This is a genomic window from Nonomuraea sp. NPDC003201 (genome assembly GCF_053590415.1).
Map to the genome: position 1 here is coordinate 78,201 of NZ_JBSFTC010000002.1, position 13,171 is coordinate 91,371.

The 13,171-nt window shown below is 69.4% G+C and carries 17 protein-coding genes; 5 read left to right on the forward strand and 12 right to left on the reverse strand.

All coding sequences use genetic code 11. The features are described from left to right. Window position 1: 1 nt before the first annotated feature. A complete protein-coding gene (locus tag ACWDX9_RS01955; protein ID WP_449947868.1) occupies window positions 2-850 on the reverse strand; it encodes an SDR family oxidoreductase in 849 nt (282 codons plus the stop codon). A 58-nt stretch (window positions 851-908) separates the two neighbouring features. Between ACWDX9_RS01955 and ACWDX9_RS01960 the strand changes: the two genes are divergently transcribed. After that, entirely contained in the window at window positions 909-1,379 is a 471-nt protein-coding gene (locus ACWDX9_RS01960) for a MarR family winged helix-turn-helix transcriptional regulator (RefSeq protein ID WP_449947871.1), read from the forward strand. On the opposite strand, the gene dnaN is transcribed toward ACWDX9_RS01960, so the two are convergent. From dnaN to ACWDX9_RS01975, 3 genes are all read right to left on the reverse strand, one after another. After that, the gene (gene dnaN, locus ACWDX9_RS01965; RefSeq protein ID WP_449947874.1) at window positions 1,362-2,459 is read right to left on the reverse strand and encodes a DNA polymerase III subunit beta; all 1,098 of its coding nucleotides are present in this window, start codon (window positions 2,457-2,459) and stop codon (window positions 1,362-1,364) included. The two genes, ACWDX9_RS01960 and dnaN, sit on opposite strands and share 18 nt — an antisense overlap. A 98-nt stretch (window positions 2,460-2,557) precedes the next feature. After that, complete coding sequence (locus ACWDX9_RS01970) at window positions 2,558-3,211, reverse strand: response regulator transcription factor (RefSeq protein WP_350724149.1); 654 nt, start codon at window positions 3,209-3,211, stop codon at window positions 2,558-2,560. Then, entirely contained in the window at window positions 3,211-4,641 is a 1,431-nt protein-coding gene (locus tag ACWDX9_RS01975) for a sensor histidine kinase (protein WP_449947877.1), read from the reverse strand. The genes ACWDX9_RS01970 and ACWDX9_RS01975 overlap by 1 nt, the downstream gene beginning before the upstream one ends. 109 nt (window positions 4,642-4,750) lie before the next feature. On the opposite strand from ACWDX9_RS01975, the gene ACWDX9_RS01980 reads away from it, so the two are divergent. Continuing rightward, a complete protein-coding gene (locus ACWDX9_RS01980; protein WP_449947880.1) occupies window positions 4,751-5,656 on the forward strand; it encodes an ABC transporter ATP-binding protein in 906 nt (301 codons plus the stop codon). After that, complete coding sequence (locus ACWDX9_RS01985) at window positions 5,653-6,381, forward strand: ABC transporter permease (protein WP_449947883.1); 729 nt, start codon at window positions 5,653-5,655, stop codon at window positions 6,379-6,381. Before ACWDX9_RS01980 ends, ACWDX9_RS01985 begins: the two co-directional genes overlap by 4 nt. Before the next feature lie 2 nt (window positions 6,382-6,383). Here the strand turns inward: ACWDX9_RS01985 and ACWDX9_RS01990 are convergent, their stop codons facing one another. Next, window positions 6,384-7,298 (reverse strand): SMP-30/gluconolactonase/LRE family protein, encoded by a 915-nt coding sequence (locus tag ACWDX9_RS01990; protein WP_449947886.1) that lies wholly within the window; start codon window positions 7,296-7,298, stop codon window positions 6,384-6,386. A 56-nt stretch (window positions 7,299-7,354) separates the two neighbouring features. Between ACWDX9_RS01990 and ACWDX9_RS01995 the strand changes: the two genes are divergently transcribed. Both ACWDX9_RS01995 and soxR read left to right on the forward strand, forming a co-directional pair. Beyond that, the gene (locus ACWDX9_RS01995) at window positions 7,355-7,786 is read left to right on the forward strand and encodes an Lrp/AsnC family transcriptional regulator (RefSeq protein ID WP_449947889.1); all 432 of its coding nucleotides are present in this window, start codon (window positions 7,355-7,357) and stop codon (window positions 7,784-7,786) included. Window positions 7,787-7,795: 9 nt separating this feature from the next. Beyond that, window positions 7,796-8,329, forward strand: a complete 534-nt coding sequence (gene soxR, locus ACWDX9_RS02000) for a redox-sensitive transcriptional activator SoxR (protein ID WP_449947892.1) — start codon at window positions 7,796-7,798, stop codon at window positions 8,327-8,329. A gap of 125 nt (window positions 8,330-8,454) precedes the next feature. On the opposite strand, the gene ACWDX9_RS02005 is transcribed toward soxR, so the two are convergent. The 7 genes from ACWDX9_RS02005 to upp all read right to left on the reverse strand — a co-directional run bounded on the left by ACWDX9_RS02005 (window position 8,455) and on the right by upp (window position 12,989). Further along, window positions 8,455-8,907, reverse strand: a complete 453-nt coding sequence (locus tag ACWDX9_RS02005) for a universal stress protein (RefSeq protein ID WP_449947895.1) — start codon at window positions 8,905-8,907, stop codon at window positions 8,455-8,457. A 99-nt stretch (window positions 8,908-9,006) separates the two neighbouring features. Next, window positions 9,007-9,681, reverse strand: a complete 675-nt coding sequence (locus ACWDX9_RS02010) for a FadR/GntR family transcriptional regulator (RefSeq protein WP_350724133.1) — start codon at window positions 9,679-9,681, stop codon at window positions 9,007-9,009. Between the two features lie 100 nt (window positions 9,682-9,781). Continuing rightward, window positions 9,782-11,125, reverse strand: coding sequence for a helix-turn-helix domain-containing protein (locus tag ACWDX9_RS02015; RefSeq protein ID WP_449947898.1), 1,344 nt, complete (start codon window positions 11,123-11,125; stop codon window positions 9,782-9,784). A 96-nt stretch (window positions 11,126-11,221) separates the two neighbouring features. Beyond that, complete coding sequence (locus ACWDX9_RS02020; RefSeq protein WP_192788987.1) at window positions 11,222-11,755, reverse strand: PH domain-containing protein; 534 nt, start codon at window positions 11,753-11,755, stop codon at window positions 11,222-11,224. Further along, window positions 11,752-11,934, reverse strand: coding sequence for a hypothetical protein (locus ACWDX9_RS02025; protein ID WP_192794450.1), 183 nt, complete (start codon window positions 11,932-11,934; stop codon window positions 11,752-11,754). The genes ACWDX9_RS02020 and ACWDX9_RS02025 overlap by 4 nt, the downstream gene beginning before the upstream one ends. A 71-nt stretch (window positions 11,935-12,005) precedes the next feature. Continuing rightward, window positions 12,006-12,230 carry a hypothetical protein gene (locus ACWDX9_RS02030; RefSeq protein WP_192788986.1) on the reverse strand — a complete coding sequence of 75 codons (225 nt, stop codon included), beginning with the start codon at window positions 12,228-12,230 and terminating at the stop codon, window positions 12,006-12,008. A gap of 120 nt (window positions 12,231-12,350) precedes the next feature. Then, complete coding sequence (upp, locus tag ACWDX9_RS02035) at window positions 12,351-12,989, reverse strand: uracil phosphoribosyltransferase (RefSeq protein WP_449947901.1); 639 nt, start codon at window positions 12,987-12,989, stop codon at window positions 12,351-12,353. Window positions 12,990-13,171: the final 182 nt, after the last annotated feature.

The window sequence follows — 13,171 nt, forward strand, 5'->3', positions numbered from 1 at the left end:
GTCACGGGCGGAGCTCGGCGGCGTGGGCGCGGGCGAAGTCGGCGAACGACCGGGCCGGGCGGCCCATCACCTTCTCGAAGTCCGGCGTCGTGTAGTCACCCCACCCCGCCGAGTACGCCGTCAGGTACTCCCTGGTGATCGCCGCGATCCACGGGGGCAGCCCGGCGTCCACCATCGACCGTTGGACGTCGTCCGGCGCCATCGGCTGATAGGCGATCGGAGTGCCGTACATCTCGCCCAGCACGGCGGCCACGTCCCGCAGTGAGACGCTGGCCGGGCCCGTGAGAGTGTAGGTGCTGCCCTTGTGCTGTGCGGGAGCGCGCAGGACCGCGGCGGCGAAGTCGCCGATGTCGTGTACGTCGATCATGCCGAGCCGCCCCTCGCCGAGCCCGCCGTACAAGGTGTCGCCGTTGACCGAGCCGAAAAGGTTCTGCATGAAGAAGGCCGGGCGGATGACGGTCCAGTCGAGGCCCGAGGCCGCGAGCTCGACGTCCGACAGGGCGTGCAGGCGGCCGTTGCGGGTCGGCGCGTCGTGGGCCGCGCCGATGGCCGACATGCGTACGACGTGGCTCACGCCGGCCTTCCGGGCGGCCCAGACGGCGTTCATGCTCGCGTGCGGCGCCTGCGGGCCCATGGCGGTCAGCAGCCACAACGTGTCCACGCCCTGGAAGGCCCGGTCGAGCGTGGCGGGGTCGTCCAGATCGCCGACCGTGACCTCCACCCCCGACGGCGCCTTGGCCGCGTCACGCACGAGGACCCGCACGTCCCCTATGCCGGACAGGGTGCCGGACAGGGAGCGGAGGACAGCGCTGGAGACGGTGCCGTTGGCACCCGTGATCAAGATGCTCATGCCGTCGACGATATAGTAATATTCAGTGACAATCAAGATTGATGACTAAATGGAGGACATGACCGTGCGCAGGAGCCGGCGCAAGCAGGAAGAGCCCGATCTCGGCATCCTGTCCAGCAGGACTCTTTTCAGCCTGCAGCGGCAGTTGTTCGAGACGCTGGCCCGGCAGGGGCATCCCGGGCTCAGGCCCCGGCACGGGGCGGTGCTGGCGTACCTGGACGAGGAGGGCAGCAGGGCCACGGACCTGGCCGCGCAGTCGGGCCAGCACAAGCAGGTGATCGGCACGCTGGTGGACGAGCTGGTCGAGCTGGGCTACGTGGAGCGCCAGCCGGACCCGGCCGACCGGCGGGCCAAGCTGATCGTGCCCACCGAGAAGGGCCGCGATCACATGGTCAAGTCGGACGCCATCCTCGCCGCCATGGAGGCGGAGCACGCCGAGGCCGTGGGCGAGGAGGCGTACACGGAGTTCAAGAGGGTGTTCAAGCTGGTCGCCGAGCGCCAGACCGGCGGCTCAGCCCTGGCGGAGTGACATGACGAGGTAGCGGAAGGCGGGCTCGGCGTCGCCGGGCACGTCCTGGATCAGGGCGGGCCTGGTCGGCGACTCCATGTTGATACGGGCCAGCTCGCTGTCGATCCCGGTCAGCCCGTCGAGCAGGAACTGCGACTGGAAGGCGATCTGGATGTCGTCGCCGCGCAGCTCGCAGTCGACCACCTCGGCGCCGCGCCCGATGTCGCCGCCGCCCGCCTGGATGAGCACCTGCCCCTGGCTGAACGACAGCCGGATCGCGGTGTTGCGCTCGGCCACCAGGGCGACCCGCTTGATGGCGTTGACGAACGGCGCCACCGCCACGTCGGCCCTGATCGACCAGTCGGAGGTCAGCCGGGCGCGATAGTCGATGAACTGCTCGTCGAGCAGCCGCACGGTCGTGCTCCGCCCGACGCTCTCGAACCCCGCCACCCCGTCGCCCATCGCGATCGACACCTCGCCACCGCGCAGCGACTTGGCCACCTCGACCAGCACCTTCGCCGGGACCATGGCCGAGACCGCGAGGTCGGGGCCGGCCGGGCGCCAGGCGAAGTCGCGGGCGGCGATGCGGTAGCGGTCGGTGGCCGCCATGGCCACGGACTCGCCGTCGATGTCGACCCTGATGCCGGTGAGCATGGGCAGCGTGTCGTCGCGGCTGGCGGCGGGCGCGACCTGGCCGACCGCCGAGGCGAACACGCCGCCGCCGACGGCGCCGATGCTCGGCGGCATCGTGGGCATGGTCGGGAAGTCCTCGACCGGCATCGTGATCAGCCCGAACTCCGCGCTCCCGCAGGTCAGCACCGCCTCGGCGCCCTCGGTGACGATCTCCACGTCGTCGGCGGGCAGGCTCCTGCTGATCTCGGCCAGCAGCCGACCGGGGATCAGCACGCTGCCCGTCTCGGCCACGTCGGCGTCGACCGAGGCCCTGGCCGAGACGTCGTAGTCGAACGCGGACAGGACCAGCTCGTCGCTCGCCTCCAGCAGCAGCCCGGACAGGACGGGCACCACGGGCCGGGAGGGCAGGACTCGGGCAGCCCACGCCACCGCATCTGCCAGAACATCGCGGTTAACCCGGATTTTCACCTGCTACCACCCCTTCGTCGCCATGCCCTTATGAAAATAGCCGGTGCGACCGACAAGTCGGGGCAGTCTCCGGATGGCCAACCCCAGGTGGAGGGTTCCTAGCGGCTGTTGAGATAGGCGAGTACGGCCAGTACGCGGCGGTTGTCGTCGTCCGACGGCGCGAGCCCCAGCTTGGCGAAAATGGAGGCCGTGTGCTTGGCCACGGCGCTCTCGCTCAGATAGAGCCGCTGGCAGATGGCCGTGTTGGAGCGCCCTTCCGCCATGGCCTCCAGCACTTCCCGCTCGCGTGGCGTGAGCGCGGCCAGCGGCTCGTGCCTGGCGTTGCTGGCCAGCAGCTTGGCGATGACCTCGGGGTCCATGGCCGTGCCGCCCTCGGCGACCCTGCGTACGGCGTCGATGAACTGCTCGGCGTTGAAGACCCGGTCCTTGAGCAGATAGCCGATCGCGCCCGAGCCGTCGGCCAGCAGCTCGCGCGCGTAGAGCTGCTCGACGTGCTGGGACAGCACGAGAACGGGCAGCCCGGGCACCTGCTTCCTGGCCGCGAGCGCCGCCTGCAGCCCTTCGTCCGTGAACGTGGGCGGCAGCCGCACGTCCACGATCGAGACGTCGGGCCGCAGCTCCAGCAGGCCCCGCAGCAGCTCGGGCCCGCTCTCCACGGCCGCCACGACCGAGAAGCCGTGGGCCTGGAGCAGGTGCACCAGCCCGTCTCTGAGCAGGTAGAGGTCCTCGGCGACGAGTACGCGGTTCTTCATCAGCACCAGGGTTTGATCGGCGTGGCACGCGCGAGCCAGAGGTCGCGGTTGTGGTTGGAGGGTATCCAGATGGCCAGGATGTGCATGCACAGGCCCAGGGTGATCATGCCGAGGATGACCGGCCACTGCCAGGGCCCGGGCAGGTACAGGGCGAGGAACCAGCTCTTCTCCTGGATGCCGAACGTCTTCATGACGCCGGCCACGATGCCCTGAGGGAAGGTCGGGCACCAGGCCGTGGCCCAGAGGAACACGACGACGGCCGCCTTCCAGCGCGGCAGCCGGGGCAGGCTGCCCGCCCAGTGCTCGGGCAGCACCCGGGGCAGCTCCATCGCCACGGTGGTGGGGCCGCCCGGCGGGCTGTTCAGGGCGAGCAGCCCGTCGAAGGCGGCCAGCCGCCGCTCGATCCCGGACAGGCCGCTGCCCTTGGCCGGGTCGGCGCCGCCCAGGCCGTCGTCGGTGACCGTGACGCGCAGGTTGGGGCCGTCGGTGCTGAGGTCCACCGTCGCCGCTTGAGCGTCGCCGTGCCGGGCGGCGTTGGAGAGCAGCTCGCTGACCGCGAAGTACACCGCCGCCTCCACCGGCGCCTCCGGCCGGTGCGGCAGGTCGACGTCCACCGTGACCTGCAAGGGGCTGTCCATGGCCAGCGCGCGTACGGCGTCTGCCAGCCCGCGCTCGGCCAGCACCGGAGGGTGGATGCCGCGGATGACCCGGCGCAGCTCGGTCAGTGTCTCGGAGGAGGCGTCCCGGGCCTTCGACAGCAGCGCCTTGGCCGCCGCGGGATCGTCGTCGACGAGCTGCTCGACCGCGCCCAGCGTCATGCCGATCGCCACCAGCCGGGCCTGCGTGCCGTCGTGCAGGTCCCGCTCGATCCGGCGCATCTCGGCCGCCTGCGAGTCGGCGGCCAGGTTACGCGTCCGCTTGAGGTGGCTCACCTGGCTCGCCAGGCGGCTGGCGACGGTCGCGCGGAGTATCAGGTCGCTCCAGAGGGCGTAGACCCGCAGGCCACGCTCGGGGAGCGTGACGAACACCGGCAGCAGCGCCGCCTTCACCACCGGTTCGAGCGCCAGCCAGATCATGTCGCGCCAGGTCGCCGGGTCGGAGATCAGCCACTTCCACCGGTTGTTCCACGCGGGGATCCGCGGCGTCTTGTAGAGGGTCCGGTCGGAGCGGTAGAGGCCGTCCGCCTGCGGCTCCGGCGGCGGGGGCTTGGGCAGGTACGGGGACTCGATGTGGACGTCGGTCCAGCTCCGCATCAGCCGGCGGTTGAGCTCGGCCAGCCTCCTGACCAGCTGGACCTGGGGCGAATACAGGAACACCATGCCAACCCCGAACGACAGCAACAGCATGGTGAGGCTGAGCACGATCGCCGGCACCTCGACGAGGAGGAGCGCGAGCAGTGCCGCGGCCTGACCGAACCTTCGGAGCAGCATGCCTCCAGTCTGGTCCAACGGGCGCGACCGGACCATTGCACCTAGGTACACCCTTGCCCGACATCCAGCCGGATTCCCCGGCGAAGGCCGTGTCCCTAGCGTCGTCTGCATGAAGGTCATCGAAGTCAGGAATCTGCGCAAGCAGTACCCGGACCACCTGGCGGTTGCCGACGTGTCGTTCGAGGTGGCGGAGGGTGAGATCTTCGGCATCCTCGGCCCGAACGGCGCGGGCAAGACCACCACCGTCGAGTGCGTGGCCGGCCTGCGCGTGCCCGACGGCGGCACCGTACGGGTGGCCGGGCTGGACCCGCAGCTCAACAGGGGCGAGCTGCGGCACGTGCTGGGCATGCAACTGCAGAGCGCGGCGCTGCCCGAGAAGATCAAGGTATGGGAGGCCATGGACCTGTATGCCTCCTTCTACCCCGACCCCGCCGACTGGTCCGAACTGCTCGAACGGGTCGGCCTCGGCGGCAAGCGCGACACGGCGTTCAAGAAGCTGTCCGGCGGGCAGCGCCAGCGGCTCTCGGTCGCGCTGGCGCTGGTCGGCAGGCCGCGCGTGGCGGTGCTGGACGAGCTGACCACCGGGCTCGACCCGCAGGCCCGCAGGGACACCTGGGAGCTGGTCGAGCAGGTACGCGACTCCGGCGTGACGATCGTGCTGGTCACCCACTTCATGGAGGAGGCCGAGCGCCTCTGCGACCGGCTCGCGCTCATCGACGCGGGCAAGGTGGCGGCCACCGACACGCCTGCCGGGCTCATCGCACAGGTGGGCGGGGAGCAGCGGCTGAGGTTCCGGCCGTCGGCTCCCGTCGACGACGCGCTGCTCCGGGCCCTGCCCGAGGTACGTGAGGTCACGAGGAGCGGCGAACAACTCGTGGTGAGCGGTACGGGCAACCTCGCGCCGGCCGTCACGCTCGCCCTGGCCCAGCACGGGGTCGTCCCAGGAGACCTGCGGATCGAGCAGACCACGCTCGACGACGCGTTCCTCGCACTCACCGGAAGGAAGCTGTCATGAAGCTGCTCCTCGTGGAGACCAAGCTGCACCTGCGCGAATGGCCGTTCCTGCTCTTCACGGTCGGGCTGCCGGTCGCGCTCCTGCTGGTGCTGGGCCTCAGCATCCCGGACATGACCCAGCCCGGGGCTTCGGGGGAGCGGGCCGTGGACGCGCAGATGCCGAGCCTGATGACGCTGCTCTCGCTGCTGACCCTGGCCTGCAGCGTGGTGCCCGCGGTGCTGACCGGGTACCGCGAGCAAGGGGTGCTCAGGCGGATGTCCACCACGCCCGTGCACCCGGCACGGCTGCTGGGGGTGCAGCTCCTGATCAACCTGGTGGTCGGAGCGGTCACCACGGCCCTGCTGATCGTGACGGGCTCGCTGGTGTTCGGGTCGGCGGCGCCGCGGCAGTGGGTGGGATTCATCCTGGTCTTCCTGCTCGGCAGCGCCGCGTTGCAGGCCATCGGGCTGGTGATCGCCGCGCTGGCGCCCAACGCGAAGGTCGCGCCGGGGATCGGGTCCGCGGTGATGTTCCCGCTGATGTTCCTGGGGGGCATGTGGGTGCCGCGCGACCTCATGCCGGACGCGCTGCGGACGGTCAGCGACTACTCCGTCGCGGGCCCGTTCGCCCAGGCGCTCAGGGACACCTGGGCGGGCCACGCGCCGCAGACCGCGCACCTCGTGGTGGTGGGCGCCGCGCTACTGATCTTCGGCGGGCTGGCCGTACGGCTGTTCAGGTGGGAGTGAGGCTAGCGCCCGGCCCAGACCGGGCGCGCGCCGGTGACGTTGGTCATCAGGGAGTAGAGCGAGGACGAGGCCGTGATGAACATCCGGTTGCGCTTGAGCCCGCCGAACACCAGGTTGGCCGTGGGCTCCGGCAGCTTCAGCCGGCCGATCAGCGTGCCGTCCGGGTCGTAGCAGAGCAGCGCCCTGCCTGCCGCGGCCCAGACGCGGCCCGTGTCGTCGAGCCGCAGGCCGTCGAAGATGTCCTGCTCCGTCCCCTCGGCGAAGACCTTGCCGCCCGCCAGCGTGCCGTCCTCGCGCACCTCGAACACGCGCAGGTGCTTCATCCGCGTGTCGGCGACGTAGAGCCGGCTCTCGTCGAGCGAGAACGCCAGGCCGTTGGGGCGGGCGAAGTCGTCGGCCACGACGCGGACCTCGCCCGTCACCGGGTCGGCGCGGTAGACGTGACAGCCGTCGATCTCCTGCTCGGCGGCGTAGCCCTCGTAGTTGCTGAGGATCCCGTACGGCGGGTCGGTGAACCAGATCGACCCGTCGGAGCGGACCACGACGTCGTTGGGGCTGTTGAGCCGCTTGCCCTCCCAGCGGTCGGCGATGACCGTGATCGAGCCGTCGTGCTCGGTGCGGGTGACGCGGCGGTTGCCGTGTTCGCAGGAGATCAGCCGGCCCTCGCGGTCGAGGGTGTTGCCGTTCGTGTAGCCGGACGGCTGGCGGAACAGGCCGACCGCGCCCGTCATCTCGTCCCAGCGCAGCATCCGCTCGTTGGGGATGTCGCTCCAGACCAGGAACCGGCCGGCCGGGAAGTAAACAGGGCCCTCCGCCCAGCGGGTGCCGGTGTGGAGGCGTTCGACATAGTCGTCTCCGCCTACCGCGGCGAACCGCTCGTCGAGCACCTCGAACTCAGTGGGGATCGTGTCCGTCATGCCGTCCACAATATGCTGTTCGGCACCGCTGGCATATCGCCGGATACCATTCGGTTGTGGATGATATCGACAGAATGCTGATCGGCCTGCTGCAGGAGGACGCGACGCGGTCGTACGCGGTGCTGGGCAAGGCGGTGGGGCTGTCCAGCGGGGCCGCGCACGAGCGGGTGCGCAAGCTGCGCGAGCGCGGGGTGATCAGGCGTACGACGATCGAGGTGGACCAGGCGGCGCTCGGGCGTACGGTGACGGCGTACGTGCTGGTGGACGGGAGCACCTGGATGGGCGACAGCGCCGACCGGCTGGCGGCGATCCCGGAGATCGAGGAGGCGCAGGTCATCGCGGGTCCCGCGTCGGTGCTGCTCAAGGTCCGTACGGCCGGGACGGTGGAGCTGCAGGACGTGCTGCGCCGGGTGTTCGGGGTGGACGGAGTCACGGGAACGCAGACGATCGTGGTCCTCGAGACCCTGTTCGAACGAATCCTCAAGTAATCTCCAGGTATGACGAAGGTCGCCTGGAACACCAAGGAGCTCACCGTCGGCGAGCTCGCCGAACGCAGCGGGGTCGCCGTGTCCGCCCTGCACTTCTACGAGACCAAGGGCCTGATCAAGAGTCGCCGTACGGCCGGCAACCAGCGCCGGTACACCCGCGACAGCCTGCGCAGGGTCGCGTTCATCAGGCTGGCCCAGCGCATCGGCATCCCCCTGAAGACCATCAAGGACGCCCTGGCCGAGCTGCCGGACGAGCGCACGCCCAACCGGGACGACTGGGCCCGGCTGTCGGCCGCCTGGCGCGGGGAGCTGGACGACCGGATCGAGCAGCTTCAGCGGCTGCGCGACGATCTCACGGAGTGCATCGGGTGCGGCTGCCTGTCGCTCGACCGGTGCCCGGTGGCCAACCCCCACGACCGGCTCGGCGACGAGGGCCCGGGCGCGCGCCGCATCGACACCCGCCTCTGCCCCCCACCCCAGTCCTGCGCCCCCTCACCCGGCTGCGCCACCTTCACGGAAACGCCCCTCCCCACGGCCTCCTGACGCCCCACCCAAGGGACCTCTCGCGGTGGGCTCGGCCCCTGGAGGGATCCCAAGGCCGTCCTCCTCACGCAAAAGGACCCCAGCCGAAGTGCGGTGGCGCGCTTCGGCTGAGGTCCTGAGCTCTCTCAGCGGGCGGGCTTGGCCGGCGGGACGATGAGCGTCGGCCGGTGCGCGTGATGGAGCACGTGGTTGGACACACTCCCCAGCAACACCGACCGCACCCCCGCCAACCCCCGCGACCCCGTGACGATCAACGAGGCATCCACCTCATCCGCCACATCGACAATCGTCTTCCAGATCGACTCGTTGTCAGCCACCGCCCGATAGGTGACGTCCGAGAGCCCGGCCGCGATGGCCAGTTCGGCCCCCTCCCGGGCATGCTGCTCCGCCTGCGCGTGCGACTCGTCCTCGGTGCTCTGGTCGAGGGCGCCCGCGGCCAGCGGATACTTCTTGAGCTGCACGAGCAGCGGCTCCCACACCGTGACGACGACAGTGGGCTCGGCGGCGAGATGCTTGGCCGCGAACTCGATCGCGGCCCGCGAGTCGGCCGAGCCGTCGTAGGCGACAAGGATGGTCATGGCGTTCTTCCTTTCGCTTCACTCTTCCGCTAAAGCACCGAAGCGATCAGGCGCCATTCCAGAGCCGGCTGTCTCCTTTGTCACACCCCGGGGGAGGGGTCAGGACTCGGTGAGGGCGATGAGGATGTGTTCCATGCAGGCGTGACCCGCCCGCTCGGCCGCCGCCGCGTCCCCCGCCGCGATGGCGCGGGCGATGGCGTCGTGCGGGATGTAGCTCTTGTCGAGCGAGGTTCCCGCGGCCGTGATGCTGGCGCGCAGAGCCGCCGAGAAGTCCTCGTACAGGTCGATCAGCACCAGGTTGTGCGTCGCGTGCGCCACGGCCATGTGGAAGGCCAGGTCGGCCTCGACGAAGTAGTCGGGGTCGTCCAGCTCCCAGGCCCGGTCCCGCTCGGCCAGGGCCGCCTCGATGCGCTTGATGTCGTCGTCCGTGCGCCGGGTTGCGGCCAGGCGCGCGGACTCGACCTCCAGCGCACGACGTACCTCGAGGATCTCGAGCTGCTCGGCCTGCTTGAGCCGCCGCAGCATCGCGCCGGACAGCTCGCTGGTCGCGCGGACGTAAGTGCCGTCCCCCTGACGGCACTCGAGCAGCCCGGCGTGCGTGAGCGCGCGCACGGCCTCCCGAACGGTGTTGCGACCCACCCCGAGCTGCTCGGCGAGCACCGTCTCGGTCGGGATCTTGCCGTTCATCGGCCACGACCCTGAGGTGATCTGCTCCTTGAGCTGATCGATCACCTGGTCGACGAGCGAAGCCCGCTGCGCCGTACGCAGACTCACAGTCCGCCTCCTCCGGGGAAACCAATCATCCTATGAGTCAATGACTGGTAGACCCTAATTATTCCAGACTCAAAACGCCAAATCTGGAGCTCCAGGAGGATCAGCGCGAAACTGTGGCGTCGACGGTCACCCCCGCCATGGCCGAACGGACCCCAGCGGCTTCGAGGGCCTTACGATATGCGGCGGTCTGTTGTGTTCTGGACCCGGCCCTGCCGTAGAGGTCGCCCAGCTCACGCCAGCAACGCGCGGCCTGCCGATCCGAGCCGAACACCGGCCGGTCGAGCGTGTCGAGCGCCCGGTGAGCGTCGCGCAGGTGCGCGGAGGCGTCGCCCCCCTCGTCGAACGCGACGGTGGCCAGCACGAGGTGGGCCTCGGCGGGCGTGGTGCCGGCGCGGTCGTGCGACAGGCTCAGAGCCGTGTTCGCCAGCTCGCTCGCCCGCGCCGAGGCGCCGGTCCGCAGCACGACCCGCGCGTGCACGATGAGGCTCTCGCCGTGCTCGCGCGCCGTGCCGGGGAACGTGGCGAACGCCTCGGCGGCGGCCGAGATGAGGCGCTCGGCCTCGTCGGCCGGCACCGTGGTCAGCCTGGACCAGTGCATGGCGGTCCTGGCCAGCTGCAGCGACAGCCGGGCCTGGCGGCCGGCCATGATGGCGTCGTCGGCGAGGCGCACGGCCAGCGCCGAGTCCTCGCCGGCAGCGGCGGCGGCGCTCGCGTGCCACAGCGCCTGGATCTCTCCGGAACGGTCCACAACTTGAGGAACGCCGGTCAGAGCCAGCACCCGCTGGACGTATCCCAGCTCGCGGGACTCGCTCTCGCGCTCGCTGCGCGCCTCGACCAGAGCGGCTGCCAGGTCGACGGCGATCTCGCCCTGCGTGATGGACAGCCGCTCGGCCTGCTGGAGGGCGGCGGTGGCCAGGTCGCGGGCCCGCAGGCGGTCGCCCGCCCGCTGGTAGCAGCGGCTCAGTGCGATCGTGAGCGGGAGGTCGGCCAGCCGCTCGGGGTGAGCCGCGGCCTCCCTGCGCAGGCGCTCGAACGCCTCCACCGCCTGGCCGAGGCGACCCTGGGCCTCGAGCGCGCGCGCCCTGCCGAACCGGGCGTGCGCGGTCAGCATGGCGTTTTCCTCGTCGGCCGCCTTCACGATCTCCGTGAAGCGGTCGGCGGCGACGGACGGGTCGCCATGCTGCAGCTCGAGCTCGGCGTGACGCAGGCCGAGCTCCGTGTCGATGCGCTGCCGAGGTTCGATCCCGTGAAGGAGGAACTCGGTCGTGCACCCCAGCCGCTCGGCCAGCAGCCGGGCCACGACAGGAGTCGGCGTGCGCTTGCCCGACTCAATGAGCGAGACATAACTGTCAGACAGGTCGGGTCCGGCCAGTTGGGCCTGGGACATCCGCCTGTTCAGCCGCAGTCCGCGGACGCGGTCACCGATGGTTCCCTGACTCGGCATCTCATCTCTCAAGGCGGGGAAGGGTCAACAACACGCAATGATTGCATGAAGTAGCCGAATCGGGTATCCCCGAGTGAAGAATTCCCCGCGAGGAGATTAATCGTCGCTCTCGTCCTTGCTGGGAAAAAGCATCCCGCAGACCTCGAGGTACAGCGTCTCGGGGTACGGAATGTACTCCACTGTCGAGAGTGCCTGGTCCTGACCTGCTGACTCGAGGATGAACTCACCGTAACCGAGCATGCGCCCAAGCAGACTTCTTTGGAAGCTCATGTCGGTCACCTTGCCCAAAGGCATCATCGCGACCTTACGGGTGATCAAGCCCGTTGTCAGCAGCATGCGCTTCGAAGTCACCACAAAGTAATCGACCGACCACTCCGCGACTTTCCACACGAAACGCACCAGAAGCAGGAGCCACAACCACCACACGACGACGAGCGCCGTGCCACCCTGATCGCTGCCTCCGAAGAACTTGCTGAGCAAGCCCGCCACGATCAGGCCGGCGAGCACCTCGGCAACCGGCCGAAGCAAGATCGCAGGGTGCCGCCGGACCATGATGAACTGTTGTTCTTGGGGGAGAAGGTATCGGTTGACCGACGACGGGGCGGAGTCCCCGTGGGTCACAAGTCTCATGACAGGCTGTTCACAAATTGAGCCAGCGAGTCGGCCGCGTTGAACACCGTGTCGAACGCTCCTCTCACCGCGTCCGCGGCGTCAGATGGTCGCGCGAACAGGTAGTACGCGACAAATGCGATACCACCGTATGTGAGGACTTTTTTGACCTGCACCGTCGCCTCCGTGCCCTTACCCACTCCACCCGCCCTATACATTACCCACCCGGATGCCCGGGTAAAGATGCCTTCGCGGGATAGTTTTGATCTTGTCAGCCGCGTTCGCTGGCCACCAGGGCCAGGACGTGAAGGTGCTTGCGTGCGATGCGCTCTACAAGGCTTGGATGGGCGTAACCGGTGACCTCCAGCGCGCCGTAGTGCGCAGCTTCAACGCAGCGCGTTACGGTGGTCGCGGAGTGGATGCCGGCGAACTCGTCGCACAGCACAGTTTCCACCTCCGCGTACGGAGCCGGCTCCGCCTCGCTGTGATCGCTCATCGTGCTCCCCCACGCGCATGCGGAAGTTGCCTTCCTGCCTCTTCGTACCCACGAAACAACAGTATGTAACGAAGAGATGACTGCGTGTGACGGGAAAGGTGCTTTTCAGACGTCGTGGCGTCAGACCACGCCGTAGAGGCGGTCGCCCGCGTCGCCGAGGCCGGGCACGATGTAGCCGTTCTCGTTGAGCCGCTCGTCGAGCGCGGCGGTCACCACGCGGATGGGCTTGCCCGAGTTGGCGAACACCTTGTCCATGTACGCCAGGCCCTCGGGGGCGGCCAGCAGGCAGATGGCCGTGACGTCGACCGCGCCCCTGTCGAACAGGAACTGCACGGCCGCCGCCAGCGTGCCGCCGGTGGCCAGCATCGGGTCGACGACGTAGCACTGGCGCCCGGACAGGTCGTCGGGCAGCCGCGTGGCGTACGTCTCGGCCTGGAGGGTGGACTCGTTCCTGATCATGCCGAGGAACCCGACCTCGGCCGTGGGCAGCAGCCTGGTCATGCCGTCGAGCATGCCGAGCCCGGCGCGCAGGATGGGCACCACCAGGGGGTACGGCTTGGCCAGTCGCACGCCGTGGGCGGGGGCCACGGGCGTCGCAACCGTGACGTCGGTGATCCGCACGTCGCGGGTGGCCTCGTACGCGAGCAGCGTCACCAGCTCATCCGCGAGCCTGCGGAAGGTCGGCGAGTCGGTGCGGACATCGCGCAGCGTGGTGAGCTTGTGGGCCACGAGCGGATGGTCGACGACGAGGGTTTCCATAAACGGCAAGGCTATCCGCTGGGGAACGTGCATGGGGACCCCTGCCACCTGCGGTGGTCCCCCGACCACGCCCACCCCCGCCGGCCCCTCAGGCCATGGGTTTTGATCACAATTTAGTCCGAGAGGCACACGCCTCGTGCGCGGGTCTGAAACGATTGGGTGCTGGTAATACCTGTCGTGTC

Coding starts and splice junctions, on each gene's coding strand:
- ACWDX9_RS01955 (WP_449947868.1), bottom strand. CDS start 850: ATGAGCATCTTGATCACGGGTGCCAACGGCACCGTCTCCAGCGCTGTC.
- ACWDX9_RS01970 (WP_350724149.1), bottom strand. CDS start 3,211: ATGAAGAACCGCGTACTCGTCGCCGAGGACCTCTACCTGCTCAGAGAC.
- ACWDX9_RS02020 (WP_192788987.1), bottom strand. CDS start 11,755: ATGAGACTTGTGACCCACGGGGACTCCGCCCCGTCGTCGGTCAACCGA.
- ACWDX9_RS01975 (WP_449947877.1), bottom strand. CDS start 4,641: ATGCTGCTCCGAAGGTTCGGTCAGGCCGCGGCACTGCTCGCGCTCCTC.
- ACWDX9_RS02030 (WP_192788986.1), bottom strand. CDS start 12,230: ATGAGCGATCACAGCGAGGCGGAGCCGGCTCCGTACGCGGAGGTGGAA.
- ACWDX9_RS01960 (WP_449947871.1), top strand. CDS start 909: ATGACCGTGCGCAGGAGCCGGCGCAAGCAGGAAGAGCCCGATCTCGGC.
- ACWDX9_RS02015 (WP_449947898.1), bottom strand. CDS start 11,125: ATGCCGAGTCAGGGAACCATCGGTGACCGCGTCCGCGGACTGCGGCTG.
- upp (WP_449947901.1), bottom strand. CDS start 12,989: ATGGAAACCCTCGTCGTCGACCATCCGCTCGTGGCCCACAAGCTCACC.
- ACWDX9_RS01990 (WP_449947886.1), bottom strand. CDS start 7,298: ATGACGGACACGATCCCCACTGAGTTCGAGGTGCTCGACGAGCGGTTC.
- ACWDX9_RS02005 (WP_449947895.1), bottom strand. CDS start 8,907: ATGACCATCCTTGTCGCCTACGACGGCTCGGCCGACTCGCGGGCCGCG.
- ACWDX9_RS01985 (WP_449947883.1), top strand. CDS start 5,653: ATGAAGCTGCTCCTCGTGGAGACCAAGCTGCACCTGCGCGAATGGCCG.
- ACWDX9_RS01980 (WP_449947880.1), top strand. CDS start 4,751: ATGAAGGTCATCGAAGTCAGGAATCTGCGCAAGCAGTACCCGGACCAC.
- soxR (WP_449947892.1), top strand. CDS start 7,796: ATGACGAAGGTCGCCTGGAACACCAAGGAGCTCACCGTCGGCGAGCTC.